Annotated in this window: 30 protein-coding genes; 19 read left to right on the plus strand and 11 right to left on the minus strand. The window is 69.3% G+C overall.

All coding sequences use genetic code 11. From position 1 onward, the window contains the following. Positions 1-23 precede the first annotated feature (23 nt). The 3 genes from BLQ39_RS08705 to BLQ39_RS08715 all read left to right on the plus strand — a co-directional run bounded on the left by BLQ39_RS08705 (position 24) and on the right by BLQ39_RS08715 (position 950). Positions 24-467, plus strand: coding sequence for an ArsR/SmtB family transcription factor (locus tag BLQ39_RS08705; RefSeq protein ID WP_092323322.1), 444 nt, complete (start codon positions 24-26; stop codon positions 465-467). Between the two features lie 107 nt (positions 468-574). Beyond that, the gene (locus BLQ39_RS08710) at positions 575-769 is read left to right on the plus strand and encodes a helix-turn-helix domain-containing protein (protein WP_092323323.1); all 195 of its coding nucleotides are present in this window, start codon (positions 575-577) and stop codon (positions 767-769) included. 82 nt (positions 770-851) lie between these two features. Continuing rightward, positions 852-950, plus strand: a complete 99-nt coding sequence (locus BLQ39_RS08715) for a 30S ribosomal protein bS22 (RefSeq protein WP_003792170.1) — start codon at positions 852-854, stop codon at positions 948-950. A 29-nt stretch (positions 951-979) separates the two neighbouring features. On the opposite strand, the gene BLQ39_RS08720 is transcribed toward BLQ39_RS08715, so the two are convergent. Further along, on the minus strand, positions 980-1717 hold the full coding sequence (locus BLQ39_RS08720; protein ID WP_092323325.1) for an HAD family hydrolase: 738 nt from the start codon (positions 1715-1717) through the stop codon (positions 980-982). A 77-nt stretch (positions 1718-1794) separates the two neighbouring features. Here BLQ39_RS08720 and BLQ39_RS08725 point away from each other — a divergent pair, with 77 nt between their 5' ends. Together BLQ39_RS08725 and BLQ39_RS08730 are read left to right on the plus strand one after the other, a co-directional pair. After that, the gene (locus BLQ39_RS08725; protein WP_092323326.1) at positions 1795-2064 is read left to right on the plus strand and encodes a glutaredoxin family protein; all 270 of its coding nucleotides are present in this window, start codon (positions 1795-1797) and stop codon (positions 2062-2064) included. Next, positions 2061-2360, plus strand: coding sequence for a Dabb family protein (locus BLQ39_RS08730; protein WP_092323328.1), 300 nt, complete (start codon positions 2061-2063; stop codon positions 2358-2360). The genes BLQ39_RS08725 and BLQ39_RS08730 overlap by 4 nt, the downstream gene beginning before the upstream one ends. 62 nt (positions 2361-2422) lie before the next feature. Here BLQ39_RS08730 and BLQ39_RS08735 read toward each other — a convergent pair whose 3' ends face one another. Then, positions 2423-3364, minus strand: coding sequence for a putative endonuclease domain-containing protein (locus BLQ39_RS08735; protein ID WP_092323329.1), 942 nt, complete (start codon positions 3362-3364; stop codon positions 2423-2425). A gap of 159 nt (positions 3365-3523) precedes the next feature. Next, a complete protein-coding gene (gene aspS / locus BLQ39_RS08740) occupies positions 3524-4837 on the minus strand; it encodes an aspartate--tRNA(Asn) ligase (RefSeq protein WP_370255583.1) in 1314 nt (437 codons plus the stop codon). Positions 4838-4916: 79 nt separating this feature from the next. Between aspS and BLQ39_RS08745 the strand changes: the two genes are divergently transcribed. Genes BLQ39_RS08745 through ccsB form a run of 5 tightly spaced genes read left to right on the plus strand, consistent with a single transcriptional unit; the run spans position 4917 to position 9586 of the window. After that, complete coding sequence (locus tag BLQ39_RS08745; protein WP_092323332.1) at positions 4917-5561, plus strand: histidine phosphatase family protein; 645 nt, start codon at positions 4917-4919, stop codon at positions 5559-5561. Continuing rightward, entirely contained in the window at positions 5558-6157 is a 600-nt protein-coding gene (locus BLQ39_RS08750; protein ID WP_092323334.1) for a TlpA family protein disulfide reductase, read from the plus strand. The genes BLQ39_RS08745 and BLQ39_RS08750 overlap by 4 nt, the downstream gene beginning before the upstream one ends. 2 nt (positions 6158-6159) lie before the next feature. Beyond that, complete coding sequence (locus BLQ39_RS08755; protein WP_092323335.1) at positions 6160-6918, plus strand: cytochrome c biogenesis CcdA family protein; 759 nt, start codon at positions 6160-6162, stop codon at positions 6916-6918. Beyond that, a complete protein-coding gene (resB, locus tag BLQ39_RS08760; RefSeq protein ID WP_092323337.1) occupies positions 6902-8581 on the plus strand; it encodes a cytochrome c biogenesis protein ResB in 1680 nt (559 codons plus the stop codon). The genes BLQ39_RS08755 and resB overlap by 17 nt, the downstream gene beginning before the upstream one ends. Positions 8582-8632: 51 nt before the next feature. After that, the gene (gene ccsB, locus BLQ39_RS08765; protein ID WP_092323426.1) at positions 8633-9586 is read left to right on the plus strand and encodes a c-type cytochrome biogenesis protein CcsB; all 954 of its coding nucleotides are present in this window, start codon (positions 8633-8635) and stop codon (positions 9584-9586) included. 116 nt (positions 9587-9702) lie between these two features. On the opposite strand, the gene BLQ39_RS08770 is transcribed toward ccsB, so the two are convergent. The 5 genes from BLQ39_RS08770 to BLQ39_RS08790 all read right to left on the minus strand — a co-directional run bounded on the left by BLQ39_RS08770 (position 9703) and on the right by BLQ39_RS08790 (position 12596). Next, complete coding sequence (locus BLQ39_RS08770) at positions 9703-10683, minus strand: o-succinylbenzoate synthase (protein WP_092323338.1); 981 nt, start codon at positions 10681-10683, stop codon at positions 9703-9705. 55 nt (positions 10684-10738) lie between these two features. Further along, positions 10739-11005, minus strand: coding sequence for a hypothetical protein (locus BLQ39_RS08775; RefSeq protein ID WP_092323340.1), 267 nt, complete (start codon positions 11003-11005; stop codon positions 10739-10741). Further along, on the minus strand, positions 11002-11331 hold the full coding sequence (locus BLQ39_RS08780; protein WP_092323342.1) for a DUF7882 family protein: 330 nt from the start codon (positions 11329-11331) through the stop codon (positions 11002-11004). Before BLQ39_RS08780 ends, BLQ39_RS08775 begins: the two co-directional genes overlap by 4 nt. A gap of 78 nt (positions 11332-11409) precedes the next feature. Continuing rightward, entirely contained in the window at positions 11410-12354 is a 945-nt protein-coding gene (locus BLQ39_RS08785) for a sigma-70 family RNA polymerase sigma factor (protein ID WP_092323344.1), read from the minus strand. Beyond that, on the minus strand, positions 12351-12596 hold the full coding sequence (locus BLQ39_RS08790; RefSeq protein WP_134575576.1) for a hypothetical protein: 246 nt from the start codon (positions 12594-12596) through the stop codon (positions 12351-12353). Before BLQ39_RS08790 ends, BLQ39_RS08785 begins: the two co-directional genes overlap by 4 nt. A gap of 148 nt (positions 12597-12744) precedes the next feature. Here BLQ39_RS08790 and BLQ39_RS08795 point away from each other — a divergent pair, with 148 nt between their 5' ends. The 3 genes from BLQ39_RS08795 to BLQ39_RS08805 are packed head-to-tail and all read left to right on the plus strand — an operon-like array spanning position 12745 to position 15876. Next, positions 12745-13656, plus strand: a complete 912-nt coding sequence (locus tag BLQ39_RS08795) for a 1,4-dihydroxy-2-naphthoyl-CoA synthase (protein ID WP_092323347.1) — start codon at positions 12745-12747, stop codon at positions 13654-13656. 6 nt (positions 13657-13662) lie between these two features. After that, on the plus strand, positions 13663-14835 hold the full coding sequence (locus BLQ39_RS08800; protein ID WP_167738520.1) for an AMP-binding protein: 1173 nt from the start codon (positions 13663-13665) through the stop codon (positions 14833-14835). Positions 14836-14877: 42 nt separating this feature from the next. Next, the gene (locus BLQ39_RS08805) at positions 14878-15876 is read left to right on the plus strand and encodes a 1,4-dihydroxy-2-naphthoate polyprenyltransferase (RefSeq protein ID WP_092323348.1); all 999 of its coding nucleotides are present in this window, start codon (positions 14878-14880) and stop codon (positions 15874-15876) included. Here the strand turns inward: BLQ39_RS08805 and BLQ39_RS08810 are convergent. Next, positions 15873-16172, minus strand: a complete 300-nt coding sequence (locus BLQ39_RS08810; RefSeq protein WP_092323350.1) for a DUF4229 domain-containing protein — start codon at positions 16170-16172, stop codon at positions 15873-15875. The two genes, BLQ39_RS08805 and BLQ39_RS08810, sit on opposite strands and share 4 nt — an antisense overlap. Positions 16173-16243: 71 nt before the next feature. Here BLQ39_RS08810 and BLQ39_RS08815 point away from each other — a divergent pair, with 71 nt between their 5' ends. From BLQ39_RS08815 to BLQ39_RS08825, 3 genes are all read left to right on the plus strand, one after another. Next, positions 16244-16672, plus strand: coding sequence for a PLD nuclease N-terminal domain-containing protein (locus tag BLQ39_RS08815; protein ID WP_092323351.1), 429 nt, complete (start codon positions 16244-16246; stop codon positions 16670-16672). A 23-nt stretch (positions 16673-16695) separates the two neighbouring features. After that, a complete protein-coding gene (gene menD / locus BLQ39_RS08820) occupies positions 16696-18450 on the plus strand; it encodes a 2-succinyl-5-enolpyruvyl-6-hydroxy-3-cyclohexene-1-carboxylic-acid synthase (RefSeq protein ID WP_338419106.1) in 1755 nt (584 codons plus the stop codon). A gap of 75 nt (positions 18451-18525) precedes the next feature. Then, positions 18526-19392 (plus strand): PPK2 family polyphosphate kinase, encoded by an 867-nt coding sequence (locus tag BLQ39_RS08825; protein WP_092323354.1) that lies wholly within the window; start codon positions 18526-18528, stop codon positions 19390-19392. Positions 19393-19401: 9 nt separating this feature from the next. Here the strand turns inward: BLQ39_RS08825 and BLQ39_RS08830 are convergent, their stop codons facing one another. Continuing rightward, a complete protein-coding gene (locus BLQ39_RS08830; protein ID WP_241986904.1) occupies positions 19402-20634 on the minus strand; it encodes an isochorismate synthase in 1233 nt (410 codons plus the stop codon). Positions 20635-20688: 54 nt separating this feature from the next. Between BLQ39_RS08830 and ubiE the strand changes: the two genes are divergently transcribed. The 3 genes from ubiE to BLQ39_RS08845 are packed head-to-tail and all read left to right on the plus strand — an operon-like array spanning position 20689 to position 23912. Beyond that, positions 20689-21414 (plus strand): bifunctional demethylmenaquinone methyltransferase/2-methoxy-6-polyprenyl-1,4-benzoquinol methylase UbiE, encoded by a 726-nt coding sequence (gene ubiE / locus BLQ39_RS08835; RefSeq protein WP_092323356.1) that lies wholly within the window; start codon positions 20689-20691, stop codon positions 21412-21414. A 34-nt stretch (positions 21415-21448) separates the two neighbouring features. Continuing rightward, the gene (locus BLQ39_RS08840; protein WP_092323357.1) at positions 21449-22519 is read left to right on the plus strand and encodes a polyprenyl synthetase family protein; all 1071 of its coding nucleotides are present in this window, start codon (positions 21449-21451) and stop codon (positions 22517-22519) included. A gap of 10 nt (positions 22520-22529) precedes the next feature. After that, entirely contained in the window at positions 22530-23912 is a 1383-nt protein-coding gene (locus tag BLQ39_RS08845) for an FAD-dependent oxidoreductase (RefSeq protein WP_092323359.1), read from the plus strand. A 114-nt stretch (positions 23913-24026) separates the two neighbouring features. Here the strand turns inward: BLQ39_RS08845 and BLQ39_RS08850 are convergent, their stop codons facing one another. After that, positions 24027-25382, minus strand: a complete 1356-nt coding sequence (locus BLQ39_RS08850) for a transaminase (RefSeq protein WP_092323360.1) — start codon at positions 25380-25382, stop codon at positions 24027-24029. Positions 25383-25467: the final 85 nt, after the last annotated feature.

The following is a 25467-nucleotide window of genomic DNA, read 5'->3' on the forward strand; positions in this document are numbered from 1 at the left end:
GGGCGAGTGACTAATCTTGGCTCATGGCAAACATCTTCGACGTGGTGGCGGACTCAACTCGGCGCGACATCCTGCACATTCTCCTGGAGCGCTACAACCAGGCGGCCGACAGCGTGGGGGAGCTGAGCGTCTCCGACATCGTGAGCCAGCTTGGTCTGAGCCAGCCGACGATCTCGAAGCACCTCAAGGTCCTGCGCGAAGCCGGCCTCGTGGGCGTGCGCGAAGAAGGGCAGCACCGCTACTACCACCTCGACTACGCGCCGCTGGAAGAGATTGAGGACTGGCTGATCCCGTTCCTCAGCGTCGACTTCGATGCGACCGCCGAGGAAATCGACGCCGAGGCCGGTCTGAAGTCCGAGCAGCGCGCCTTTGCCGCGGCCATCGGCAAGGCCTTCGCCGACACGTCGTTCCAGATGAGCCACGCCGTGAAGGATGCCACCTCGAAGAAGTGGCGCAAGAGCGACTAGACGACCGCTCGGCTTACCCCTAGAGTGTCCAAATAGCACTCGGGTAACACCCGTAACACCCGGTGCTGGCAGGGTCGACTCGCCGGGATGACGAGGGGTTCACGCGAATGGCACAGGACTTGTCCGAGGTGCGCTTCCTTACGGTGGCCGAGGTCGCCGAGATGATGCGCGTGTCGAAGATGACGGTTTACCGCCTCGTTCACTCCGGGGAACTGCCCGCGATCCGCTTCGGGCGCTCCTTTCGCGTGCCCGAGTCCGCCGCCCGGGCGGCCATCGAACGGCCGGTCGCGGACTCTGCGTAGGAGGCCCTGTTTTTTTCGGTTAGAATGGTGTTTTCGTGTCGGTCGCAGATCCGCGGCTCAACCAAAACTTTGTGAGGTCCGTGTGGGTTCTGTAATCAAGAAGCGACGCAAGCGCATGGCGAAGAAGAAGCACCGCAAGCTGCTTCGTAAGACTCGCCACCAGCGTCGCAACAAGAAGTAGGACGGTCTCTGACCGTACTGGCGTGAGCGTCAGGCCCTTCGGGTCTGACGCTTTTTGCTTGCTCGGATCGCGGCCCTGATGCTCGCCGGCTTCATCCGAATCATCGGCCAGCGGTGCGCCACGGCGTACCGGTGCAGGACGGCATCCGGATTCACCACCACCGGGTGACCGACCAGCTCGAGCAGCGGAATGTCGTTGTGGGAATCGGAGTAGGCCCAGCAGTCGGCGAGGTCGACGCCGCTCGCCGCGGCGCGGGCCTCGGCCGCGCGCGCTTTGCCCTGCCCGTGGCAGATGCCGTCGACCAGGCGCCCGGTGAACGCGCCGTCAACGGTTTCCAGCACGGTGCCGAACGCGCCGGTGAAACCCAGCCGTGTCGCGATCACGTCGGCCAGCTCCTGTGCCGTCGCACTGATCAGCCACACCTCTCGGCCGGCCGCCAGGTGCCGCCGGGCGACGTCAACCGTCTCGGGCCAGAGGCGCTGCACGAGCCGCGTGTCGAAGATCTCGTTGCTGAACCGGATGAGCGCGGCCTGGTTGTGACCGATGACAAGCTCGAGTCCGCGCTCGCTGACCCGGCTGACGTGGGCGGGGTTTTCGCCCACGGCCAGGAACCGGGCCTGCTTCCAGCCGAATGACAGGATGTCCCGCAGGGAGATCAAGCCCCGCCGCCAGGCGCCGACGCCGAGGTAGTAGAGGCTTGCGCCGCGCAGCAGCGTGTTGTCCACGTCGAAGAACGCGATCGCGCGGGGAGGAGGTCCGGTCACCATGTGCGGACGAGTCTAGTTCGTCCGCGGGGGGCGGTCGGGTCTGCACTCTCCCAGCTTCGCGCGCCTAGGCTGGAGGCATGGCTACCGCACTCCTCACCCTGATCGGCAAGCCCGGCTGTCACCTCTGCGATGACGCTCGGGACCTCATCGACAGCGTCGTGGAGAAGATCGCCGGCCACCCGTCCGCTCCCGAAATCGTGTTCGAGGAGCGTTCGATCCTCGACGACGCCGCGTTGCACGAGCAGTACGTCGAGGAGATTCCCGTGCTCCTCATCAACGGCAAGATGCACAACTACTGGCGGATTGACCCCCTGCGCCTGCGCACGGCCCTGCTGGAGGTGCGATGAGCATCCGGCACGTCGTCTCCTGGCGGCTCGCAGCGACGGACCCGGCCGAGAAGGCCGAGCACGCGGCCCGGATCATCGCCGGGCTGGAGTCCCTGGTCGGCGTGGTCGACGAGATCCGTTCGCTCACCGTCGGCGCTGATGTCGCCGGTGGCGACAACTGGGACGTCGTTCTGATCGCCGACTTCGACGACATGGAGGCGGTCGCCCGCTACCAGGCGCACCCCGAACACCAGAAGGTGGGCGCGTACATCCGGTCCGTCGTCGCCGCCCGCATGGCCGTCGACCTGGCCTTCTAGCCCCGCCCCATCCCCCCCGCGAAACCGCACTTGTGCGCGTTATTCGCGTCGTTTAGCGCGCACTACTGCGGTTTCGCGGAGGTTTGCTGGGCGATGACTCGCCGCACGCGGTTGAGGAACGCCCGTTGGCGCGTGAACACATCGTCGGGTACCACCCGGATGACGCGCCACTGGTCGGTTTCGAAGATCTCGCGCCGAGTGATGTCCCTGCGAAAACGCTCTTTGTCTATCCGGTGCCCGTCGCCTTCGTACTCGAACAGGAGGCGGGCCCACGGGTAGGCGAGGTCGGGTTTCCCGAGGCGCCGCCCGTTGACGTCGAAAATCACCTCGTTGACGACAGGTTCGGGCAGGCCGTCATCGACGAGGATCAGCCGCAACCACGTCTCCGGGCGCGAATCCACGCCGGTGCGCACCCGGGCGATTGCCTCCCTGAGGTTCTTCGCGCCCCGGCGGCGGGCGCAGCGCAGCACGCCGGCTCTCAGCTCGGCGATGGTGGCCAGCGGGGGCTCGCGGCCCGCGTCGGTGACCCGGCCGGAGACGAGGTAGTCGCCGGCGGCAATGAGGTCGTAGAGCGTGAGGTGCGTAGCCAGCTGGCACCACGTCGATACCGGGTCGGTCACCACGAAGCCGTCGAGTTCCCGGAACCGGGACTCGATGCCGCCGAGCGCGTGTCCGACCACGCCGACGACGCGAGGCGGTTGGCCGCGCTCGTTCACGGCAACGTGGAGGGTCTGATCGTAGGCGAGGGACGGGGGCAGCGGGATCAGGTAGAGCTGCGCCGCCGTGATGTGGCTGAAGGCCTGGCCGGCGGGCATCCGCGGCAGGTAGCCCTCGCACCGGCCGTGCACGGCCGTGAAGTCGAGGTCGATCGCGCGCACGCCACGGGACGGTCGCTGCACGTCGGGGGCGAGCAGCCGGCCTCGTCCCAGGGTTTCCGGGGGAACATCCGTGGTGAGGAACGCACGTCCGCGGAGCGGCTCTGGGAGGATCGTTCGGTTTCGCACCCGGTCATGATGCCTTCTTCCGCCCGTGCGCGCCGAACCTGTCCACAGCCCACCGCGAGACTGCAGTTGTGCGCGCTAAAACGCCCGAATAACGCGCACAACTGCGGTTTCGCGGGGAGGAGAAGGGGGAGGAGAAGGGGGAGGGGGAGGGAACGGGGGTTAGGGCTCGAGGCGGGTGGGGCCGCGGAACAGGTAGGTGACCTCGCGGATGCTGGTCTGGTGCAGCATGAGCATCAGCACCCGGGCGAGGCCCATGCCGAAACCGCCGTGGGCCGGCACGCCGTAACGGAAGAAGTCGAGGTAGGTCTCGAGCTCCTCCGGGTCGAGGCCCTTCTCCTTCGCCTGCTCGACGAGCACGTCGATGCGGTGCTCGCGCTGGGCTCCGGTGGAGATTTCGGTGCCGTTGAAGATCAGGTCGTAGCTGTTGGTGAGGCCCGCGTCGCCCTCGTGGCGCATGTGGTAGAACGGGCGGATGCTCGACGCGTAGTCGGTGAGGAAGACGAACTCGTGGCCGTAGGTCTCCTTGACGTACGCGGCGATCCGGCGCTCGCCCTCTGGGTCCATGTCGTCGTCGTCGCGCGGAACCTCGTAGCCGTGCTGCTTGACGATCTCCTTCGCCTCGGCGAGGGGGATGCGCGGGAACGGCTTGCTTGGAACGGTCACCTCGACGTCGAAGAGGGTCTTGACCTCGTCGCCGTGCTTCGCCTTGACGGCCGTGAATGCGGCGACGAGCAGGTCCTCGTGCAGCGCCATGACGTCTTCGTGGCTGTCGATCCAGCTGATCTCCGAGTCGATGCTGGTGAACTCGGTGGCGTGGCGGCTGGTGAACGACGGGTCGGCGCGGAACGCGGGCCCCACCTCGAACATCTTGCCGAAGCCGGCGGACTGCGCCATCTGCTTGAAGAACTGCGGGCTCTGCGCGAGGTAGGCCTTGGTGTCGAAGTACTCAACCTCGAACAGCTCCGCACTGGACTCGCTGGCGCTGGCCATCAGCTTCGGGGTGTGCAGTTCGATGAAGTCGTTGTCGACCCAGTAGGTGCGGAGCGCGTGCTCGAAGGTGGTCTGGATGCGGAAGATGAGGTTCTGCTTCGGGTTGCGCAGGTCGAGGAAGCGCCAGTCCATGCGCTTGTCCAGGCTGGAATCGGCCGCGATCGGCGTTTCCGGGATCGCGAGGGTGACGATCTCCAGCGTGGCCAGCTTGATCTCGATGCCGCCGAGCTTGACCCGCTCGTCGTGCTTGAGCTGGCCGGTCACGGTGACGAAGCTGCCCTGCGAGAGCGACGAGATGCTCGTGGCCGGCTCGTCGGCGATGACCACGCCGTCGGCATCCGAGTTGCGCGGATTGACCAGCTGCACGGCGCCGGACTCGTCGCGGAGCACGACGAACTGCACCTTCTTCTGGTCTCGCACCGTCTCGACCCACCCGGACACCGAAACGGGGCCGTCGTCGAGGGCGGACAGGTTCTTGATCAATACGCGCGCATTCACGTGGCAAGTTTAGCCGAACGGCTCTCGGCGAATTCGCGGCCGGGCCCTCCGTAGACTGGAACACGTGGTAGCTAGCCAGATACATCTCGTGCGGCACGGTGAGGTTTTGAACCCCGAGCGCGTCCTTTATGGAAGGCTGCCGGGATTCGGCCTCTCCCCCCTGGGGCAGAAGATGGCCGAGGCAGCCGCGGCAGACCTGGTCGACCGGGGTCGCCCGGTCGCACGCGTCGTCTCCTCACCGCTGCAGCGCACGCGGGAATCGGCAGAGCCGATTGCCGCCCTGTTCAACCTGCCGGTCTCCACCGACGACCGCCTGATCGAGCCGAAGAACCGCTTCGAGGGAACCAGGCTGACCGGCCCGGGCGGCGCGCTCCGCGACCCGCGAAACTGGCCCTCGCTGACGAATCCGCTCCGCCCGAGCTGGGGTGAGCCCTTCCGGTCGATCGCAGGGCGGATGCTCGCCGCCGTCGACGAGGCCTGGCGCTCGGTCGAAGACGGAGACGTCGTGCTCGTCAGCCACCAGCTGCCGATCTGGATGGTGCATCGCGCGCTCACCGGCGACCGCCTGCCCCACGACCCGCGCAAGCGCCGCTGCGAGCTCTCGAGCATCACGACCCTCTCCCGACGAGGCGAGGCCTTCGTCGAGGTCGGCTACGCGAACCCGGCCGGGCACCTCCAGGTGCTGGCCACGGATGTCGGGGCGGTATGAGGCGCCCCCGTTTCCTGACCGTCCTCGCTGCGGCTGCGACACTGTCCATCCTGCTCGCCGGATGCGCCGCCGACCCGCTCGCCGAGCAATACCGCGAGGGCAGCAGCAAGGGCTTCATCGCCGGGGACGGCAGCTGGACCGAGATCCCCGCGGCCAAGCGCGGCGACGCCGTGGCCTGGAGCGGGACCACCGAAAACGGCAAGGCCGTGTCCTCGGCCGATTACGCCGGCCAGGTCGTCGTCCTCAACTTCTGGTACGCCAGCTGCGCTCCGTGCCGTGCCGAAGCCCCCGACCTGCAAAAACTGAACCAGGAGTTCGAGGGGAAGGGCGCCTCGTTCCTCGGCGTCAACGTGCGCGACCGGGCCGCCAACGCGATCGCGTTCAACGACACCTACGGCATCACCTTTCCCTCGGTGATGGACGTCGAGGACGGCAGCATGCAGCTGGCGTTCAGCGGGAGCATCCCGCCCAACGCCGTGCCCACGACCCTGGTCCTGGACGGCTCCGGCCGCGTGGCCGCGCGGATTCTCGGCCGGGTGTCGTCGCCGTCAATCCTGAAGACCTTCATTCGCGACACGATCGCCGAGGACTCGTAGGCGTGGGTGATCCGTTCGGGGAACTCGTCTTCAGCGGCCAGCTTCTCATCGCGATCCCGATTGCCGTGCTGGCCGGACTCGTCTCCTTCGCGTCTCCGTGCATCCTCCCGCTCGTGCCCGGCTACCTCGCCTACATCGGCGGCTTCACCGACGGGCGCACGCCGGCCCGGGGTGATCGCAGCGGCCGGAACCGGCTCCTCGCCGGCGTCGGCCTCTTCATCCTCGGATTCACGCTCGTTTTCGTGCTCACCGGCGTCATGTTCGGCGCGGCGGGATTCTGGCTCAACCAGTACCGCGACCTGATCACCCGCGTCGCCGGCGGCATCGTCGTGCTGCTCGGGCTCGTTTTCATCGGCCAGTTCGGCGTCATGCAGCGCACGGTCAAGTCCTCGTGGCGTCCGCGGATGGGGCTCGCCGGTGCGCCGGTGCTCGGCGCCGTGTTCGCGATCGGCTGGACACCGTGCACGGGGCCGACGCTGACCGCGATCAATTCGCTCAGCCTGAGCTCGGGGTCACCCTGGCAGGGCGGCCTGCTGGCCCTCTTCTACGCCCTCGGCCTCGGCATCCCGTTCCTGCTGATCGCCCTCGGCCTCAACTGGGCGACCGGAGCGGTCGCATTCCTGAAGCGGCATATTCGGGTGATCAACCTGATGGGCGGCGCTCTGCTCATTCTCATCGGCCTGCTCATGGTCAGCGGCGTCTGGAACGCCTGGCTCCTCGATCTCCAGGGGGTGATTGGCAACTTTGTCCCGGCCATCTGACCACTACGATTCCCGCCCGGCCCGCCCCGGCGCCGACGTCACCCAGCCACGGCTCGGCACTTCGGGCTGGCTGCGCTGGTTCTGGCGCCAGCTCACCAGCATGCGCACGGCGCTGTTCCTGCTCCTGCTGCTCGCGATCGCGGCCGTTCCGGGCTCGCTCGTGCCGCAGCGCAGCTCCGACCCGAACGGCGTCACCCAGTACTTCGCGAACAACCCGGACCTCGCGCCCGCCCTCGACACCATCCAGGCCTTCGATGTGTACTCCTCGGCCTGGTTCTCCGCGATCTACCTGCTGCTCTTCGTCTCCCTGATCGGATGCGTGATCCCGCGCACGAAGCACCACCTGCAGGCGCTCCGAGCCACACCCCCGAAGACCCCGGCCCGCCTGGCCCGGCTGGCCGGGTTCACCACCCGCGACGCCCCCGCCGGCACGGATCCCGCTGCCGCGATCGATTCCGCGCGCGGGCTCCTCAAGGAGAGCGGCTACCGCGTTGCCCGGTTCGACACCGAGCGGGAGGCCTCCGTCTCGGCCGAGCGCGGCTACCTCCGCGAGACCGGCAACCTCGTCTTCCACTCGGCCCTGGTCGGCATCCTGATCACCGTCGGATTCGGCAGCGGATTCGGTTTCAGTGGTCAGCGCGTGCTCGTCGAAGGCCAGACCTTCGTGAACTCGCTGCTGGCCTATGACTCCTTCAACCCCGGACGTTTCTTCGACGACGCCGGCCTCGACCCCTACAAGTTGAAGCTCGACGACTTCACCGTCGACTACGAGACCGAGAACCTCAAGGCCTTCGGTCAGCCGCTCGACTTCACCGCCGATGTCACGGTCACCCCGCGGGGCGAGGACCCCGAGCCCGCCGCGGTCAAGGTCAACGCTCCGCTCCGGACCGGCGGCACGGATGTCTACCTGCTGGGCAACGGCTACGCCCCGACCATCACCGTGAAGGACCCCGCTGGCAAGGTCGTGTTCACCGACTCGATCCCGTTCCTGCCCCAGGACGCGAACCTAACCTCCCTCGGGGTGGTGAAGGTTCCGGACGGGCTGAAGAAGCAGGTCGGCATGATCGGGTTCTTCTACCCGACCCAGGCGGAGGCGCAGTCCGGCGCCTACTTCTCCTCCTTCCCGGATCTCGAATACCCGCTGCTGACCCTGAACGTCTACGCCGGCGACCTCGGCCTCGACGAAGGCGTCCCGACATCCGTCTATTCGCTCGACACCGACAAGATGGATGCCCTGGCCACGCGCACGACCACGGTCAAGCCGCTCGAGCTCAAGCCAGGCGAGACCCAGCAGCTTCCGGGCGGACTCGGCTCGGTCACCTTCGAGGAAGCCAACCCGGGCGCGAAGAAGGGCGACTTCTCCGGCTCCGTCCTGCGGTTCGCCTCCTTCGACATCCACCACGACCCCACCCAGGGCTGGGTGCTCCTGTTCGCGGTGCTCGTGCTGCTCGGCCTGCTCACCTCCCTGTTCGTGCCGCGCCGCCGCGTCTGGGTGAAGGCGGTCCGGCAGGACGACGGCTCGGTGCGCCTCGAGTACGCCGGACTCGCCCGCGGCGACGATCCGGCCCTCGAAGCCGCGGTGGCCGCACTGGCCGACCGCCACAGCGCCCGGCTGACCTCGCCCGCGTCCGCGCCGCTCGCCCCCGCCCCTGAACAGACTTAGGCTGGCCTAGTGAATCTCAATGAGCTCTCGATCCTGAGCCTGTACTCCGCCATGGGCGTCTACGCGCTCGCATTCATCGCTTTCTCGATCGACCTGGCCCGGCGCTCCTCCGCCGTCGGCGCGGTCCAGGCTGACGAGCTTTCGTCGCCCGAAGCCCGAGGCGCCGCCGAGGCCGCATCCGGGGGCACAACCACCCTGACCCGGATCAGCACGCGCATCGCCAATGACGCGGCCACCCCCTACGGCCGCTCGGCCAGCCTCCGCGTCGGCGTCTCGCTGACCGTGCTCGCCTGGGCGCTGCACCTGGCCGCCGACGTGCTGCGCGGCCTGGCCGCCGGCCGGGTCCCGTGGGCGAACATGTACGAATTCGCGATGACCGGAACCCTCCTCATCGTCACGGTCTTCCTGATCGTGCTGACCCGGGCCGACCTGCGCTTCCTCGGCACCTTCGTCACCGGCCTCGTGCTCATCCTGCTGGGGATCGCCGCCCTCCGGTTCTACGTCGAGGTCGCCCCGCTGCCGCCGGCGCTCCAGTCGGTCTGGCTCGTCATCCACGTCTTCGTCGCCTCGCTCGGCACCGGGTTCTTCGCGCTCGGCTTCGCCCTGTCGGCCGTGCAGCTGCTCCAGTTCCGGCGAGAGAGCCTCGTGGCCGAGGCCCGGGCGACGCGGCTGCGGTTCGTGGCCACGCTGCCGTCCTCGGCGACCCTGGAGAACCTCGCCTACCGGGTCAACATCATCGGGTTCATCCTCTGGACCTTCACCCTGATGGCCGGCTCGATCTGGGCCGAGAAGGCCTGGGGCCGGTACTGGGGCTGGGACACCAAGGAGGTCTGGACCTTCATCATCTGGACCATCTACGCCGGGTATATCCACGCCAGGGCGACCCGCGGATGGCGCGGTTCCCGGTCGGCGTGGCTGGCGATCATCGGTTTCAGCGCCGTCTTGTTCAACTTCGGCATCGTGAACGTCTTCTTCAAGGGCCTGCACGCCTACTCCGGCCTGTAGACGATCTCACAAGCCCAATCAGGATGCCGCTGAGTTGCGGAGAAAGTACCTTCATTTCGCTCGGGAAGGTACTTTCTCCGCAACTCAGTTGAGCCGGGTGGGGGCTGCGAGATCGCCTAACCAGCGAGGAGCGCGTGGGTGCGGGCCAGGCGGTCCAGCCACCAGTCGCGACGGTCCGCGGCCGCCGCGTGGCGCTCGAGCAGCGCCGGATCGGGAGTGACCCGGCGCACGGCAACGCGACCCTGGACCGGGATGAGCGGCTCGTTCGTGACATCCGCGGCCAGCAGCGCGGCCGTTCCGAGGCCGCAGTCGAACGACAGGTCGGGGATGGCAGCGGCGAGGTGCGCGCCCATCGAGATCCCGATCGAGGTGTCCAGCGCGCTCGAGACGACGACGGGCAGCCCGGCTTCGCGGGTGATCGACAGCGCCGCACGGATGCCGCCGAGCGGCTGGGCCTTCACCACCAGGATGTCCGCCGCATTGGCCCGGGCCACCGCGAGCGGGTCATCGGCGCGGCGCACGCTCTCGTCGGCGGCGATCGGCACCCCCATGTACCGCGTGCGGACCCGGATCTCGGCCAGCTCCTCGACGGTCGCGCAGGGCTGCTCCACATACTCGAGGTCGAACCCGGCCAGGGCGTGCATGGCGTGCTCGGCCTCGTCCACATTCCAGAGCCCGTTCGCGTCGACGCGGATGCGCCCCTCCGGCCCGAGTGCCGCGCGCACGGCGCGCACCCGCGCCACGTCCTCGGCCAGGGTGCGGCCCGGATCGGCGACCTTGACCTTCGCGGTGCGGCAGCCGGGAAAGCGGGCCAGGACCCCGGCCACGGCCTCGGGTTCGACCGCGGGCACCGTGGCGTTCACCGGGACGCTCGTGCGCAGCAGCGCGGGCGTTTCGTGCCAGCCGAAATCGATGGCTGCCCGCAGCCAGGCCGCGGATTCGGCATCGTCGTATTCGGCGAACGGCGAGAACTCCGTCCAGCCGTGCGGGCCCTTCAGGAGCAGGGCCTCGCGGCTCTCCAGCCCCCGGAACCGCGTGACCAGGGGCAGGGCGACAACGCGCGCGGTACCGAGCAACTCGTCCAGTGAGGGCAGCATCCCCCCAGTCTGGCACTCGAGCGCGACGGAGACCGTCAGCCTCGGCCCGGTCAGGTCAGAGAACATCCCGCATGAACGCGTTGTCCGGCTCGGGCCCGACGTCCGCGCCGTTGCCGTTCGGCTTCGTGTTGACCAGGACGACGGAAATCCCGGGCGCAATCAGCAGGTAGGCATCCTCGATGCGGCCTTCGCCGCTGTTCACGCGCAGCCAGTACGGCCGGCCCGCCGCCAGCGCCGTGGCCAGTTCTTCCTGGACCGACGCGACGGTGCGCCCGCCGAGGGAGTACGGCCGGCCCCCGTAGACGATGTCGATCCGGTTCACGGCGTCCCCTTCGTCAGCGTGGTCGGCGTCGGATGCGGCTCGGGAACGATCTGCAGCCCACCGGAGGAATTGGCGGTGAACATGAGCGCTTCGATCCATTCCCGGTTGAGGCTCGGGGTTCGGGCGCCGAAGTACTTGTAGGCGATCGGGATGCCCGGATTCAGCCAGATGGTGCTCCGGCCGCCGCCGCCCTGCGGGTCGTCCCGCCACGTGAAGTAGAAGGACTCTCCGCGGCGCAGCTTGGCGCCGATCACGACCTGGATGTGCGCGAGTATTCGATCGTCAAAGTCAGCCGTGAGCGTCGAATCGTATGTCAGCTTGCCCATTGCACCGCTCCCCGTTCCCCGGTCTTGTGAGAGTACCTCGGTTCGAGGCGCGCCCACCATGCTCAGTTCGGGGGGTACTCAATCCCTCAGGTAGCGCTCCAGGCGCGGCACATGCAGGAGGGCCAGTGCGCGCTTTTCGATCTGCCGGACCCGTTCCCGGGTCACGCCCTGGATCAGCGCGATCTGGTCGAGGGTTCTGGGGGCGTCGCCGTCGAGACCGAACCGGGCCTGGAGGATGGCGCGTTCCCGGGGTGGCAGTGCGTCCAGGTAGAACGTGATGTCCGCCGCCCGCAGGGCGATGGTGGCGTATTCATCCGGCTGGGGCAGGTCGTCGTCGATGATCAACTCGGAGATGTCCCCGATGCCGTCCCCGACGGGAGCGTGCAGGGAAATGGGTTCGTTGTCGTATTGCAGCAGTCGAGCCACATCGCGGGCCGGAATCTGGGTGGCCTCGGCGAGTTCGCGCACGGTGGGGTCGCGGTCGAGCGTGCTCGTCAGGTCGCGGCGAATCCGCTTGATCTTGTTCAGCTTCTCCGCGGTGTGCACCGGGATCCGGATCATCCGGGACTTGTCCGCCATGCCGCGGTGGATGGCCTGGCGGATCCACCAGGTGGCGTAGGTCGAGAACTTGTACCCGGTCATGAAGTCGAACTTCTCGACCGCCCGAACGAGCCCGATGTTCCCGTCCTGGACCAGGTCCATGATCGGCACTCCGCGGCCGGAGTAGTGCTTCGCGATGCTCACGACCAGGCGCAGGTTCGCTTCGATGAAGTGGTTCTTCGAACGGCATCCGTCGTGCACGAGCCACGCTAGTTCGCGTTCGAGGTCCGGGTCATCGATGTTTCCCTTGAGGAGTTTCTCCTCGGCGAACAGGCCCACTTCGATCCGTCGGGCGAGGTTCACCTCGTCTTCTGCGGTGAGCAGGGCGCCCTTGCCGATCCGGCGGAGGTAGTCGCCGAAGGCGTCGGTGGAGGCCCGGCCGTACCGAGCGCTCGACGGGGCGGAATGCGCGGTGATCGTCATGACATCACCACCCGTCCGGCGAAGCTCGCGGCCGCTCGTTCGAATGACGCGTAATAGGTTCTCTCACGGAGAAGCCCCAGGTGAGTGACTTCGAAGGCGCCCTCGACCTGCTGGATGAATCCCAGCACCGCCGACGCCTCCCCGCCGGCAATCGACCGGTCGCAGATGCGCCATTCTGTGGGTGAGAGTTCGGTAATTCGGACTTCGAGACGGTTCATACCGTCATCTGCGACGTTATTCATGACACCTCCGGGTCGTACCAAGGACACAAGTAGATAACGCGCAGGAATGGCGCTCAAGGGGGTTGACATTCCCGCGCCGAGCGGCCAATCTTTGTCCTCCGAATGGGGGACCGCCGACGAGGACCGGAGCCCCGCGTAGTCTTGCTGCATGACCGAACAGGTGTCCGAAATCTTTGACCCAGGCCAGTGGCGGGATGTCGCCGGCTTCGACACCCTCACGGACGTGACCTACCACCACGACGTGACCGGCCGGATCGCCCGCGTGGCGTTCAATCGGCCCGAGGTGCGCAACGCCTTCCGCCCGCGCACCGTCGACGAACTCCACGCGGCGCTCGAGGACGCACGCACGAACCCGCGCATCGGGGTCGTGCTGCTGACCGGGAACGGACCCAGCCCGAAAGACGGCGGCTGGGCATTCTGCTCGGGGGGAGACCAGCGCATCCGCGGCCGCGACGGCTACAAGTACGCCGACGGCGAGACGGCGTCGGGGATCGATGCCGCGCGCGGCGGGCGGCTGCACATCCTCGAGGTGCAGCGCCTCATCCGTTTCATGCCCAAGGTCGTCATCGCGGTCATTCCCGGCTGGGCCGCCGGCGGCGGGCATTCCCTGCACGTCGTCTGCGACCTCAGCATCGCCAGCGCGGAGCACGGCAAGTTCAAGCAGACGGATGCCGACGTGGGCTCCTTCGACGCCGGCTACGGCAGCGCCTACTTCGCCCGCCAGGTCGGCCAGAAGGCGGCCAGGGAGGTCTTCTTCCTCGCCCGCGAATACTCCGCGCAGCGCGCGCTCGAGATGGGCGCCGTGAACGCCGTCGTGCCGCACTCGGACCTGGAGGCGGAAGCCCTCGACTGGGCCCGCGAAATCCTGACCAAGTCACCCACCGCCATCCGGATGCTCAAGTTCGCGTTCAATGCCGTCGACGACGGCCTGGTCGGCCAGCAGGTGTTCGCCGGTGAGGCCACCCGCCTGGCCTACGGGACGGACGAAGCGGTCGAGGGCCGCGACGCCTTCCTCGAGAAGCGCGAGCCGGACTGGGGTCCCTACCCCTGGCAGTTCTAGGCGCGCATGACCAGGGCGCTGATCGTTGTTCCGGCGGACAACACCACCAGGCTGCTGGCCCTGCTGCGGTCGGCGCTCACCGGGGAGGGCGACGCCGTGATGCCGGTCCCCGGGAGCGCGGGCGCCCGGCCGAGCGGAACCGTGCCGCGCCGGGTCGCCGTGGTGATCGAAACGTCCGGCTCGACCGGCGCCCCGAAACGGGTGATGCTCAGCACGGACGCTCTGCTGGCCGGAGCCGCGGCGTCGAACGTGGCCCTCGGCGGCCCGGGCCAATGGCTGCTCGCCCTGCCCGGCCACTACATCGCGGGGGTGCAGGTGCTGGTGCGCTCGATCGCGGCCCAGACCACACCGCTCGTCCTGCCGCCGGGCGGTTTCGACCCGGCCGCCTTCATCCGGCTCGCGGGGCGGCTCGGCGAGCCCCTCCGGTTCACCTCCCTCGTGCCCGTGCAACTGGCCCGGCTGATGGATGCCGCGGCCCTGGACCGCCCCAGCCTGGCCGTGCTCCGGCGCTTCACCGCCATCCTCGTCGGCGGCCAGGCGGTCCCGCCGGAGCTGCTCCGCCGCGCGGCCGAACTGGACCTGCGGGTCGTGCGCAGCTACGGCTCGTCGGAGACCGCCGGGGGCTGCGTGTACGACGGGGTCCCCATCGGCGACACGATGGTCCGGGTCGTCGACGGGCAACTCGAGATCACCGGCGCCGTGCTGGCCGAGGGGTACCTCGGTGACGCGGCGCTGACCGCGGAGCGCTTCGTCAGCGAGCACGGGGTGCGCTGGTACCGCACCGGCGACCTCGGTTCCGTGGATGCCCGGACCGGCCTCGTGCGCGTCTTCGGCCGCGCGGACAACGTCATCATCTCCGGCGGCGAAAAGGTGTCGCTCGACGCGGTCGAACGGGTCGTGCGCACGCTCCCCGGCCTCGCCGAGGCGGTCGTCCTCGACGCCGACGACGCGGAGTGGGGCCAGGTCCCCGTCGTCGTGCTCGCCGCGGCGTCGGACGGGCCTGTCCGGCCGGCCGAGCTGGCGCAGATCCGTGAGGCTGCGGCATCGTTGCTCGGCAAGGCGGCGAGGCCGGCACGGGTCGTGGCGGTGCCGGCGATCCCGGTCCTGGCCTCGGGCAAGCCGGACCGGCAGGCGTTGCGCCGGCTGCTCGCCTCGGCCCCCGGTAGCCCGGCCCAGTAGCATGATTGCGTGGCACACGGAGCGCGGCCGGTCAGGCCCAAAATGCAGCGGTTGAATCCCGCCGAACGACTCGCCCAGGCGAGCGGTGCGGCCGGGAATGGTGCGGCCAGGAGCGGCGCGCCGAAGAGCGGCCCGCCGCGCAAGGGCCCGGCGAAGGTCAAACCGGCCACGGCGGCCGACTGGGTTTCCGGGGCCAGGCTGCGCACCCTCCCGCTCGCGATCGCCCCGGTCGCCCTCGGCACCGGCGCGGCGATCGTCGCCACCGGCCCAGGGGTCTTCTACCCGGAGCGGGCGCTGCTCGCCCTCGTGGTCGCCCTGTGCCTGCAGATCGGCGTGAACTACGCCAACGACTATTCGGATGGCGTGCGCGGCACGGATGCCCACCGGGTCGGCCCGGCCCGGCTGACCGGGTCCGGGGCGGCGAGACCCGCCGTTGTCCTGAGCGTGGCGCTGGCCTTCTTCGCCCTCGCGGCCCTGGCCGGGCTCGCCCTCGTGCTGATGACCCAGCAGTGGTGGCTGCTCCTCGTCGGCGCCGCGGCCATCGGGGCGGCCTGGCTCTATACCGGGGGCAAGAAGCCGTACGGGTACTTCGGCCTGGGCGAACTGTTCGTCTTCGTCTTCTTCGGGCTGGTGGCCACGCTCGGAACGACCTACGTCCAGGCGGGGACGATCAACACCGAAAGCTGGCTGGGCGCGGTCGGCATCGGCCTGGTCGCCTGCGCGGTGCTCATGGTCAACAACCTGCGCGACCGCGAGACCGACAAGAAGGCGGGCAAGCGCACGCTCGCGGTCCTGATCGGCAACGTGGCCTCCCGCGTCGTCTTCTGCGTCTTCCTGCTCGCGCCGTTCGGGATCGCGCTGTTCTTCACGATCTTCTACCCGCTGGCGTACTTCACGTTCTTCGTGCTCCTGCTGGCGCTGCCGGCCTGCCTGATCACCGTGACGGCGAAGACGTCACGGGAGTTGATCCTGGCCCTGCAGCTCACCAGCCTGGCCGCGCTGGGCTACGGGGTGCTGCTCGGGCTCGCTTTCGCGCTCTAGCCTTCGCGTCCGGCCTGCTCGTCCCGGGCGCGGTCGAGGCGGTCGAGCACCGCGTCTTCCGACTCGGCGTCCGGGTGAACCGGCTCCGACGCGGGGTGCCTGGCCGCATACAGGTCGCGGGCGACGTTCTCCCGGGGCGTGCGCAGGAAGATGTACGAGAGGCACAGCCCGATCACCGCGGCAACGAGCGCGGCGAGCCACCACTCGATCCGCAGCGCAAGCAGAACCCCGAGCGGGACCGCGAACATCAGCACGCGCAGGAGCGAATAGGACAACCAAGCGGGAACGGCCTTCATCCCTCCAGCTTAGAACCGGGCGGCTGTGCGGGCGCTCACCGTACTCTCGGCCGCGCGGCCTACAATCAGGTATGCCCAAGCTGCTGATCGGTCTCGGACTGGTTGTTGTCATACTCACCGTCTACACGCTCGTGGACTGTGCCCTCGCCGATCGCAACCGCATCCGCGGGCTTCCCCGCTGGGTCTGGATCTTCGTGCTGGTCCTCGTGCCGGTGATCGGCCCCCTGCTCTGGCTGTTCGTCGGTCGAGGCCGCGCGGGCGGCGCCGGTGGTCGAACGACCCGTTCGCTCGCCCCCGACGACGACCCGGAGTTCCTCCAGGGCCTCAAGCGAGAGAGCCAGCAGCAGGAGCGAATCCGGCAGATGGAGCAGGAACTGGCCGACCTCGACAAGCCCGACCCCCGCACCGGTGGGACCCCCGGGCCGGGCGGAGCCCCCGGCTTCAACCCTCAGCAGCCCGATCCGGGTGAGGGTGAACAGCCCGACCGCCGGGACGTCTGAGCCCGTCGGTGCCTGAATCCGCGGTGGCTGAATCCGCCCCGGGCGACAGCCCGGCGACAGCCTTCAGCGTCGCGCTGCTTGGCGAATTCGTGCGCCTCGGCGTGCGCGATGTGGTGCTCTGCCCGGGGTCGCGTTCGCAGGCCCTCGCCCTCGCCTGCGCCGAACTCGAACGGATCGGGCGGATCCGCCTGCATGTGCGCCTGGACGAACGCGGAGCCGGCTTCCTCGCGCTGGGCATGGCCGTCGAAACCGGCGTCCCGGCGCTCGTGATCACCACCTCCGGGACGGCCGTCGCGAACCTGCACCCCGCCGTGCTCGAAGCCCACCATTCCGGCGTCCCGATGATCCTGCTCACCGCCGACCGGCCCGATGAACTGCGCGGCATCGGGTCGAACCAGACCACGGTGCAGCCGGGCCTGTTCGGCGGGGCCGTGCGGCTCAGCGTCGACGAGCCCGCCCCGGTCGGCGGCTCCGGCGAGCAGCGCGGCGCCCTCGCCCTCGCCCGGCGGGCGCTGGAGGCGGCGGCCGGCATCAAATCGACCGGCATCACGTCGACCGGCATCCGGCCGGCCGGCCCCGGCCCGGTGCAGCTGAACCTGGCCTTCCGGGAACCGCTCTCGAGCGCGGTGACCCTGACCGGCGATGAGCCGCCCGCCGAGGCCGACCCGCCTGCCTCCGCCCGGCCCGAGGCCGACCGGCCCGCGTCCGACCGGCCGCTGGCGGTGGCCGCGGGTCCGCGCACGGTCGTCATCGCCGGCCACGCGGCCGGCCCGGCGGCCGAGGAGTTCGCCCGCGCCGGCGGCTGGCCGCTGCTCGCCGAGGTGTCCAGCGGTGCCCGCTTCGGGCCCACCCTGGTGGCGGCCTACCGGGAACTGCTGCGCGACCCCGACTTCGGCGGACGGATCGAGCGCGCGATCGTGTTCGGTCACCCGACGCTCAGCCGGGAGATCCCCGCCCTGCTCCAGCGGGGCGACGTTGAGGCCATCGTCGTGGCCTCGCCGGGCGCCGAGAGGTACAACCCCGGTCACCGGGTGGCGCACTTCGCTGCCGCGGCCCGGCCGGACGAGGAGGCCGCCGCAGCAGCGGCGACCCCGGAGGCACGGGAGTGGCTCGGCCGATGGGTGATGACCAGCCGGCAGATCCTCGCGGCCGACCCGGCACTGGCCGCCGCGCCGATCGATGAGCGGGGCATCGGCCGCGCCGAACTCGCCTTCATGCGCGCCCCGGTCACCCGCCCCATGCTCGTGGATACCCTCTGGCGGGCGTCGTGGCCGCACGACCGGCTGGTCCTCGGTGCGTCCCGCCTGATCCGGGAGGCCGACAGCCGCGTGCCCGGCAAGAAGATCAGCGTGCACGCCAACCGCGGCCTGGCCGGGATCGATGGCACCGTCGCCACGGCCATCGGAATCGCGCTGGCCGGCCAGGCGGGGCCGGATCCCCGCTCGACCGGGACCACCCGGCTGCTGCTGGGCGACCTGGCCCTCCTGCACGACGCCGGATCGTTGCTCCTGGCGCCGGGGGAGCCGCTGCCCCGCCTGCAGGTCATCGTGGGCAATGACGGGGGAGGCAGTATCTTCGACGGCCTCGAGGTGGCCGCATCGGCTCCGGCCGCGGCCCTCGACCGCGTGCTGTTCACGCCGCAGCGGGTCGACCTGTCCGCGCTGGCTTCGGCCTACGGCTGGGAGTACAGCCGCGCGGCGACCCGGAGCGAGCTCGAACGGGCGCTGACCGGTCCCCCTCGCGGCCCGAGCATCCTCGAAGTTCCGCTCGCCCGGTAGCCGCCTGCACCGGTGCCCGCTGTAGTGTTGGCGGATTGACCACGGACGGATTGACCACGGACGAAGGGGCTCGGCATGGGCGCGAAGGCGAAAATCGAAAAGTTCTGGACGGGCGACCCGATCGACTCGCTCCGCGTGAATCCGGGATTCAGCCTCGCCGACGTCGACACGACGTCGACCCCCGGCTTCGACGGCAAGAAGAAGCACTCGGTCGAGGCGCTGCGGAAGGGCGCCAGCATCTTCCGTCACCAGCAGGAGATGTTCTTCGCCGGCAGCCAGGACGGGGACGAGCGCAAGGTGCTCCTCGTGCTCCAGGCCATGGACACCTCCGGCAAGGGCGGAATCGTTCGCCACGTCGTCGGCGCGGCCGACCCGCAGGGCATCGACCACTTGGCCTTCAAGGCGCCCACGAAGGCCGAACTCTCCCACGACTTCCTCTGGCGCATCCGCAAGCAGCTTCCCGGCGCCGGCCGGATCGGTGTCTTCGACCGCTCCCACTACGAGGATGTGCTGATCACCCGGGTGCGGGAGCTGTTCCCGCTGGAGACGATCGACGAGCGCTATGACGAGATCAACGCGTTCGAGCAGGAGCTCACCGACGACGGCACGACGGTCATCAAGGTGATGCTGCACATCAGCTCCGACGAGCAGAAATCGCGCCTCGCCGAGCGGCTCGACCGGCCGGACAAATACTGGAAGTACAACCCGGGAGACGTCGACGAGCGGCTGCACTGGCCCGCCTACCAGGAGGCCTACCAGGTCGCCCTTGAGCGCACCTCGACGACGGCGGCCCCGTGGTTCGTCATCCCGGCCGACCACAAATGGTACGCCCGCCTCGCGGTGCAGCACCTGCTGATCGACGCGCTCACCCGAATGGAGCTCAGCTGGCCGGAAGCGGACTACGACATCAAGACGGAAAAGGCCCGCCTCCGCGCGTCCTGAGCGGCGGGGTCAGTCGAAGGCCTCGACGACCGGTCGGAACTTCATCCGGGTTTCGGCGAGTTCCTTCTCGGGGTCAGAGTCCAGCACGATGCCGCAGCCAGCGTACGCGGTAACGTCACCGTCCGGACCGACCTGGGCGCAGCGCAGGGCGATGGCCCACTCACCGTCGCCATCGGCGCCGACCCAGCCCACCGGCCCCGCGTACCGACCGCGGTCGAACGGTTCCAGTTCGCGGATGAGCGCGAGGGCGCTCGCCGTGGGGGTGCCGGCCACCGCGGCGGTCGGGTGCAGGGCGGCGATCAGGTCCAGCGAGGTGGAGCCGTCACTCAGCGTGCCCTCGAGGTCGGTCGCGAGGTGCCACAGGTTCGGCAGTTTCACCGTGAACGGGATCTCGCTCGTGGTGATGTGCGAGGTGTGCGGGCGGAGCGACTGGAGCACGCTCTGCACGGCGAACTCGTGCTCGTCGCCGTCCTTGGTCGAGGTCGCCAGGGCCAGGGCGGCCTCGGTGTCGGCGACGGGATCCGCCCCCCGCGAGATTGTCCCGGCGAGCACCCGGGCGTTCACCTCGCCGTGGTCGGCCCGGATCAGGGTCTCCGGGCTCGAGCCGAACAGGCCGTCGACGGCGTAGGTCCAGCAGTCCGGGTAGCCGAGCGCGAGTTCGGTGATCGGCCGGCGCAGGTCGGCCGCGGCGGGGAGCCGTCCGGCCAGGTCGCGTGCGAGCACGACCTTGCTCAGGTCCTGGGCGGCAATCCGCCCGACCGCCTCGGCGACCGCGGCCCGGTAGCCGGCTGCCGACAGGGACCCGGGGCCCAGGGCGACCCGGTATTCGTCGCCCAGGGGGTGCAGCTCGAGCGGGATGTCCGGCGCGTCGGAGCCGGTGGGCCAGATCCTGGTCACCCAGCACTGTCCGTCCTCCCGGCCGACGATGACCTGCGGCACGATCAGCACGCTGGCCTCGGCGGAGGACTCGTCGAAGGCGAAGGCGCCGAACGCGAGCAGTCCGGTGCCGGTGCGGGCGAGCGGGTCGGTCACCGCGGCCGCTTCCACGACGCGGCGCCAGGCGAGTGCGGCATCCGTCATGCGGCCCGGCCCGGAGAACTCGAGCCGAAGCGCGGTGCCGATGCCGGCCAGGCCCTGGCCGCGGCGCATCCAGAGCAGCGGGTCGCGCCCGTCGAGCAGCGGAATGAGTTGACGGATGTCGGGAATCGGGGTGGTTTCGACCGTCAGGGCCTGCACATTCACGGGTCCAGACTACGCCCGAGTCCGGCGTGGCCCGGCCCGACCTAGACTGGATGGATGACTAGGGCAGACCTCAACAAGCAGCCGAAGCAGGTTGCCGCCATGTTCGACCAGGTCTCCACGCACTACGACCGCACCAACGCCGTGCTCTCGGTCGGCAACGCCGCGCTCTGGCGCCTGGCGACGACGAAGGCGGTCAACCCGCAACGGGGCGAGCGCATCCTCGACATCGCCGCCGGCACCGGAACCTCGAGCGTCGCCCTGACCCGCACCGGCGCGCACGTCGTCGCCGCCGACTTCTCCGGTGGGATGATCGAGGTCGGCCGCACGCGCCACGCCGACAACCCGAACCTCGAGTTCGTGCAGGCGGATGCGACGGCGCTTCCCTTCGCCGACAACGAGTTCGACGCCGTTACCATCTCCTTCGGACTCCGCAACGTGTCCCCGCCGAAGAAGGCGCTCGACGAGTTCTACCGGGTCGTCAAGCCGGGCGGGCGCGTCGTCATCTGCGAGTTCTCGACGCCGCCCTTCGGGCCGATCCGCGCCGGCTACTTCGCCTACCTCAATCACGTGATGCCCCGGATCGTCACGCTCGTCTCGTCGAACGCCGAGGCCTACGACTACCTCGGCGAATCGATCGCGGCCTGGCCGGACCAGGCCACGCTCGCCGGTTGGCTGCGGGACGCCGGTTTCGTCTCGGTCGCGCACCGCAACCTCACCCTCGGCATCGTCGCTCTGCACCGCGGGATCAAGCCGGCGGATACGCCCGTGGCGGACTCCTGATTTCTTCCCGGTTCCAATCGTTTAGGCTGACAGAGTGAAACCGAGCGCTCCCGTGATCCGCCGCAGTCCGTCGGTGACGTCGCAACTCGGCCTCCGTGACCGCATCTTCTCGACGGCCGCCGACCGTGGACTGGCCGCCGGCATCGACGCCGGCCTCGTGCAGGTGGAGTCCGGGTTGCTCGCCGAGGTCACGTTCGCCGACGACATCGCCAATGTGACCAGCCGTTACCTGCTGAATGCCGGCGGCAAGCGCGTGCGCCCGATGCTCGCCCTCCTCACCGCCCACCTCGGCGGCGGTTCGGTGCCCGACGTGGTGACCGCGGCGACCGCGATCGAGATCACGCACCTGGCCTCGCTGTACCACGACGACGTGATGGACGACGCCGACAAGCGGCGCGGCATCCCGAGCGCGCAGACCGTGTGGGGCAACTCCGTCGCCATCCTCACCGGGGACCTGCTGTTTGCCCGGGCCAGCCAGCTCATGGCCCGGCTGGGGGAGCGCGCGATCCGCCTTCAGGCGGACACCTTCGAACGCCTCGTCCTCGGCCAGCTGCACGAAACCGTCGGCGCGCAGGGCGGCGCGGACCCGGTGCAGCATTACATCCAGGTGCTCGCCGACAAGACCGGATCGCTCATTGCGGCCGCCGCGCAGGCTGGCGTCGTGTTCTCCGGCGCCCCGGGCGAGCTCGAGCGTCCCGTCGTGATGTTCGGCGAAAGGATCGGCGTCGCCTTCCAGCTGATCGACGACGTCATCGACCTGTCCCCCCAGCCGGAGTCGACCGGCAAGGTGCCCGGCACCGACCTGCGCGCCGGGGTGGCGACGCTGCCGCTCCTGCGGCTGCGGGAGCGAGCGCAAACGGATGCGGGCGCGGCCTCCCTCGTGAACCGGCTCGAGGAAGACGTGATGTCCAGCGGCGGCGCTCCCTCCGCCGCCGCCGACGCGGCCATCGCGGCGCTGCGGGAACACGAGGTCACCGCGGAGACGCTGGCCGAGGCACACGGCTGGGCCCGCGACGCGGTGGAGGCGCTGAGCCCCCTGCCGGCCGGATCCGTCAAGAAGGCGCTGACCCGCTTTGCCGAAACAATCGTCGAGCGATCCAGCTAGAAGGGCTCCCATGACCAAGTTGCGATTGGCCATAGTCGGCGCGGGGCCCGCGGGCATCTACGCCGCCGACATCCTGCTCAAGGCGGAGCGGAACTTCGACGTGTCGATCGACCTGTTCGACCACCTCCCGGCGCCCTACGGCCTGGTCCGGTACGGGGTCGCGCCCGACCACCCGCGGATCAAGGGCATCATCTCCGCGCTGCGGAATGTGCTCGATCGCGGGGACATCCGCCTGTTCGGCAACGTGCGCTACGGCACGGACATTACCCTCGAAGACCTGAAGAAGCACTACAACGCCGTGATCTTCGCCACCGGCGCCGTGCACGACGCCGACCTCAAGATCCCCGGCATCGACCTCGAGGGCTCCTACGGAGCGGCCGGATTCGTGAGCTGGTTCGACGGGCATCCCGACGTGCCGCGCACCTGGCCCCTGGACGCCACGGACGTGGCCGTCATCGGCAACGGCAATGTGGCGCTGGATGTCGCGCGCATCCTGGCCAAGCACGCCGACGACCTGCTCTCCACCGAGATCCCGGCCAACGTCTACGAGGGGCTCAAGGCCTCGCCGGTCACCGACGTGCACGTGTTCGGGCGCCGCGGGCCGACATCCGTGAAGTTCACCCCGCTCGAACTGCGGGAGCTGGGCGAGCTGCGCGACGTGGACATCGTGCTCTACGACGAGGACTTCGACTACGACGACGCGGCCAGGGACGCGGTCGCGAGCAACAAGCAGGTCTTCGTCATCGACAAGGTGCTGAACCAGTGGCGCCAGCGCGAAACCGGGACGGCGAGCCGCAGGCTGCACCTGCACTTCTTCGCAAAGCCGGTCGAGGTCGTCGACGACGGCACGGGCCGGGTCGGCGCGTTCCGGTACGAGCGCACCCGGCCGGATGGCGCCGGCGGGGTCGTCGGGACCGGCGAGATCCGCGAGCTGCCGATCCAGGCCCTCTACCGGGCGGTCGGCTACTTCGGCACGCCGCTGCCCGGCATCCCGTTCGACAAGAAGCGCGGCGTCATTCCCAACCGCGAGGGGCAGGTGCTCTGGAAGGGCGCCCCGTCGTCCGGTTCGGCCAGCGCCAACCAGCAGATGTACGGCGTCTACGTGACCGGGTGGATCAAGCGCGGTCCGGTCGGGCTGATCGGCCACACCAAGTCGGACGCGATGGAAACCATCAGGCACCTGATCAACGACCTCGGCAACTGGTGGCGGCCCGAGTCTCCGTCCGAGCAGAGCATCCTCGACCTGTTGCACGAACGCGGAATCCGGTACACGAACCTGGCCGGGTGGCACAACCTCGACCTGCACGAGCTCGCCCTGGGCGCCGAGGACGGACGCACCCGCGTCAAGGTCGTCCCGCGCCCCGACATGGTCAACATCTCCCGCGCCGAATAGCCTCCCCGCTCATCCGCCGAACTGTGAGTTTGGCACCTTCCCGGGGTCCGGGAAGGTGCCAAACTCACAGTTCGGCGAAGGGGGATGGGGGGATTGGCGAGAGGGATCGGGGGGTTAGCGGTTCAGGAGCTCGCGGACGGCGGACTGGAACACGGCGAGGTGCGCCTCGACGTCCGCGGCGCTCGTATCGGGGGACATCAGGGCCATGTTGTGGAACGGCGTGAGCAGGATGCCCCGGTTCGCCAGGTAGAGGTGCAGGAAGTCCTCGATCCCCTCGTCCGCGGCCTCGTGCGCCTCGGTTCCAGTGCGCGGGTAGGGCTTCACGAACCGGTACTCGGCGCGGGCGCCGAGCTGGTTGATTGCCCAGGGCAGCTCCAGCTCGTCCAGGATGGCCTGCATGCCCTCCGTGAACAGGGTCGCGGTGGCGATCATCCCGTCGAAGGCGTCATCCGTGAGCACGTGCTCGAGGGTGGCGCGCATCGCGGCGACCGACAGCGGGCTGCCGGCCAGCGTGCCGCCGACCCCGCCCATGTCGACGAGGTCGAGGTCGGTGCGGCCGAGCACCCGGTCGGCGATCTCCGCGGACAGGCCGTACGCGCCGCTCGGGATGCCGCCGCCGATCGCCTTGCCGATCACGACGATGTCCGGATCCAGGCCCCAGGCCTTCGTGGCGCCGCCCGGACCGGCCGAGAACGTGTGCGTCTCGTCGATGATCAGGAGCGTCCCGTACTTGCGAGTGAGCTCGCGCACGGCCTCGTGGTAGCCCGGGTCGGGCAGCACGATGCCGATGTTCGTCAGTGCCGGCTCGATCAGCACGGCGGCGACATCCTCGTGCGCCAGCTGGCGCTCCAGGCCCTCGAGGTCGTTGAACTCCGCCACCCGGCTGGTCTGGGTGACATCGACCGGCGCTCCGACGTTGCCGGGGCGGCTCATGCCTTCCCCGTCCGGGCCGACGACGATCAGCGACTCGTCGACGCTGCCGTGGTAGCAGTAGCTGTGGAAGAGGATCTTCGGGCGATCGGTGAGCGCGCGCACCAGGCGGATCGCCCAGCGGTTCGCGTCGGTAGCGGTGAGCGAGAAGCTCCACCGGTCGACCCCGAACCGGCGGGTGAGCTCGGCGCCGACCCATTCGGCGTCTTCGGTCGGCAGCATCGTGGTCAGGCCGCCCTGCTCGTAGATGCGACGGCCGATGGCGTCGACCACGGCCTGCGGTGAATGCCCGGCCATGGCGCCGGTGTCGCCGAGTGCGAAGTCGATGTACTCGTGCCCGTCGATGTCGGTGACCCGGTTGCCCCGTGCCCCCGCGAGGTAGAGCGGGAACCCGCCGGCCTTCTTGTTCATCCACGTCATCGGCACCTTGCCGAAGAGGTGCGTGGCGGCGGCGTACGCGGCGGCGGACTTCGGATTCCGGCTTGCGAAGCTCGCCAGTTCGCGCTCGTGCAGGTGGGCCAGTCTGTCGCGGTCGATCATGATGCTCCCTCGGGTTGACTCACGGATCTGCTGCGAGCCTACCGGGGGGTGCGGCCGGGAGCCGCCTACGCGTTCACCCCGATGT

It is taken from the genome of Cryobacterium psychrotolerans, from assembly GCF_900101115.1.
GTDB classification, from domain to species: Bacteria; Actinomycetota; Actinomycetes; order Actinomycetales; family Microbacteriaceae; genus Cryobacterium; species Cryobacterium psychrotolerans.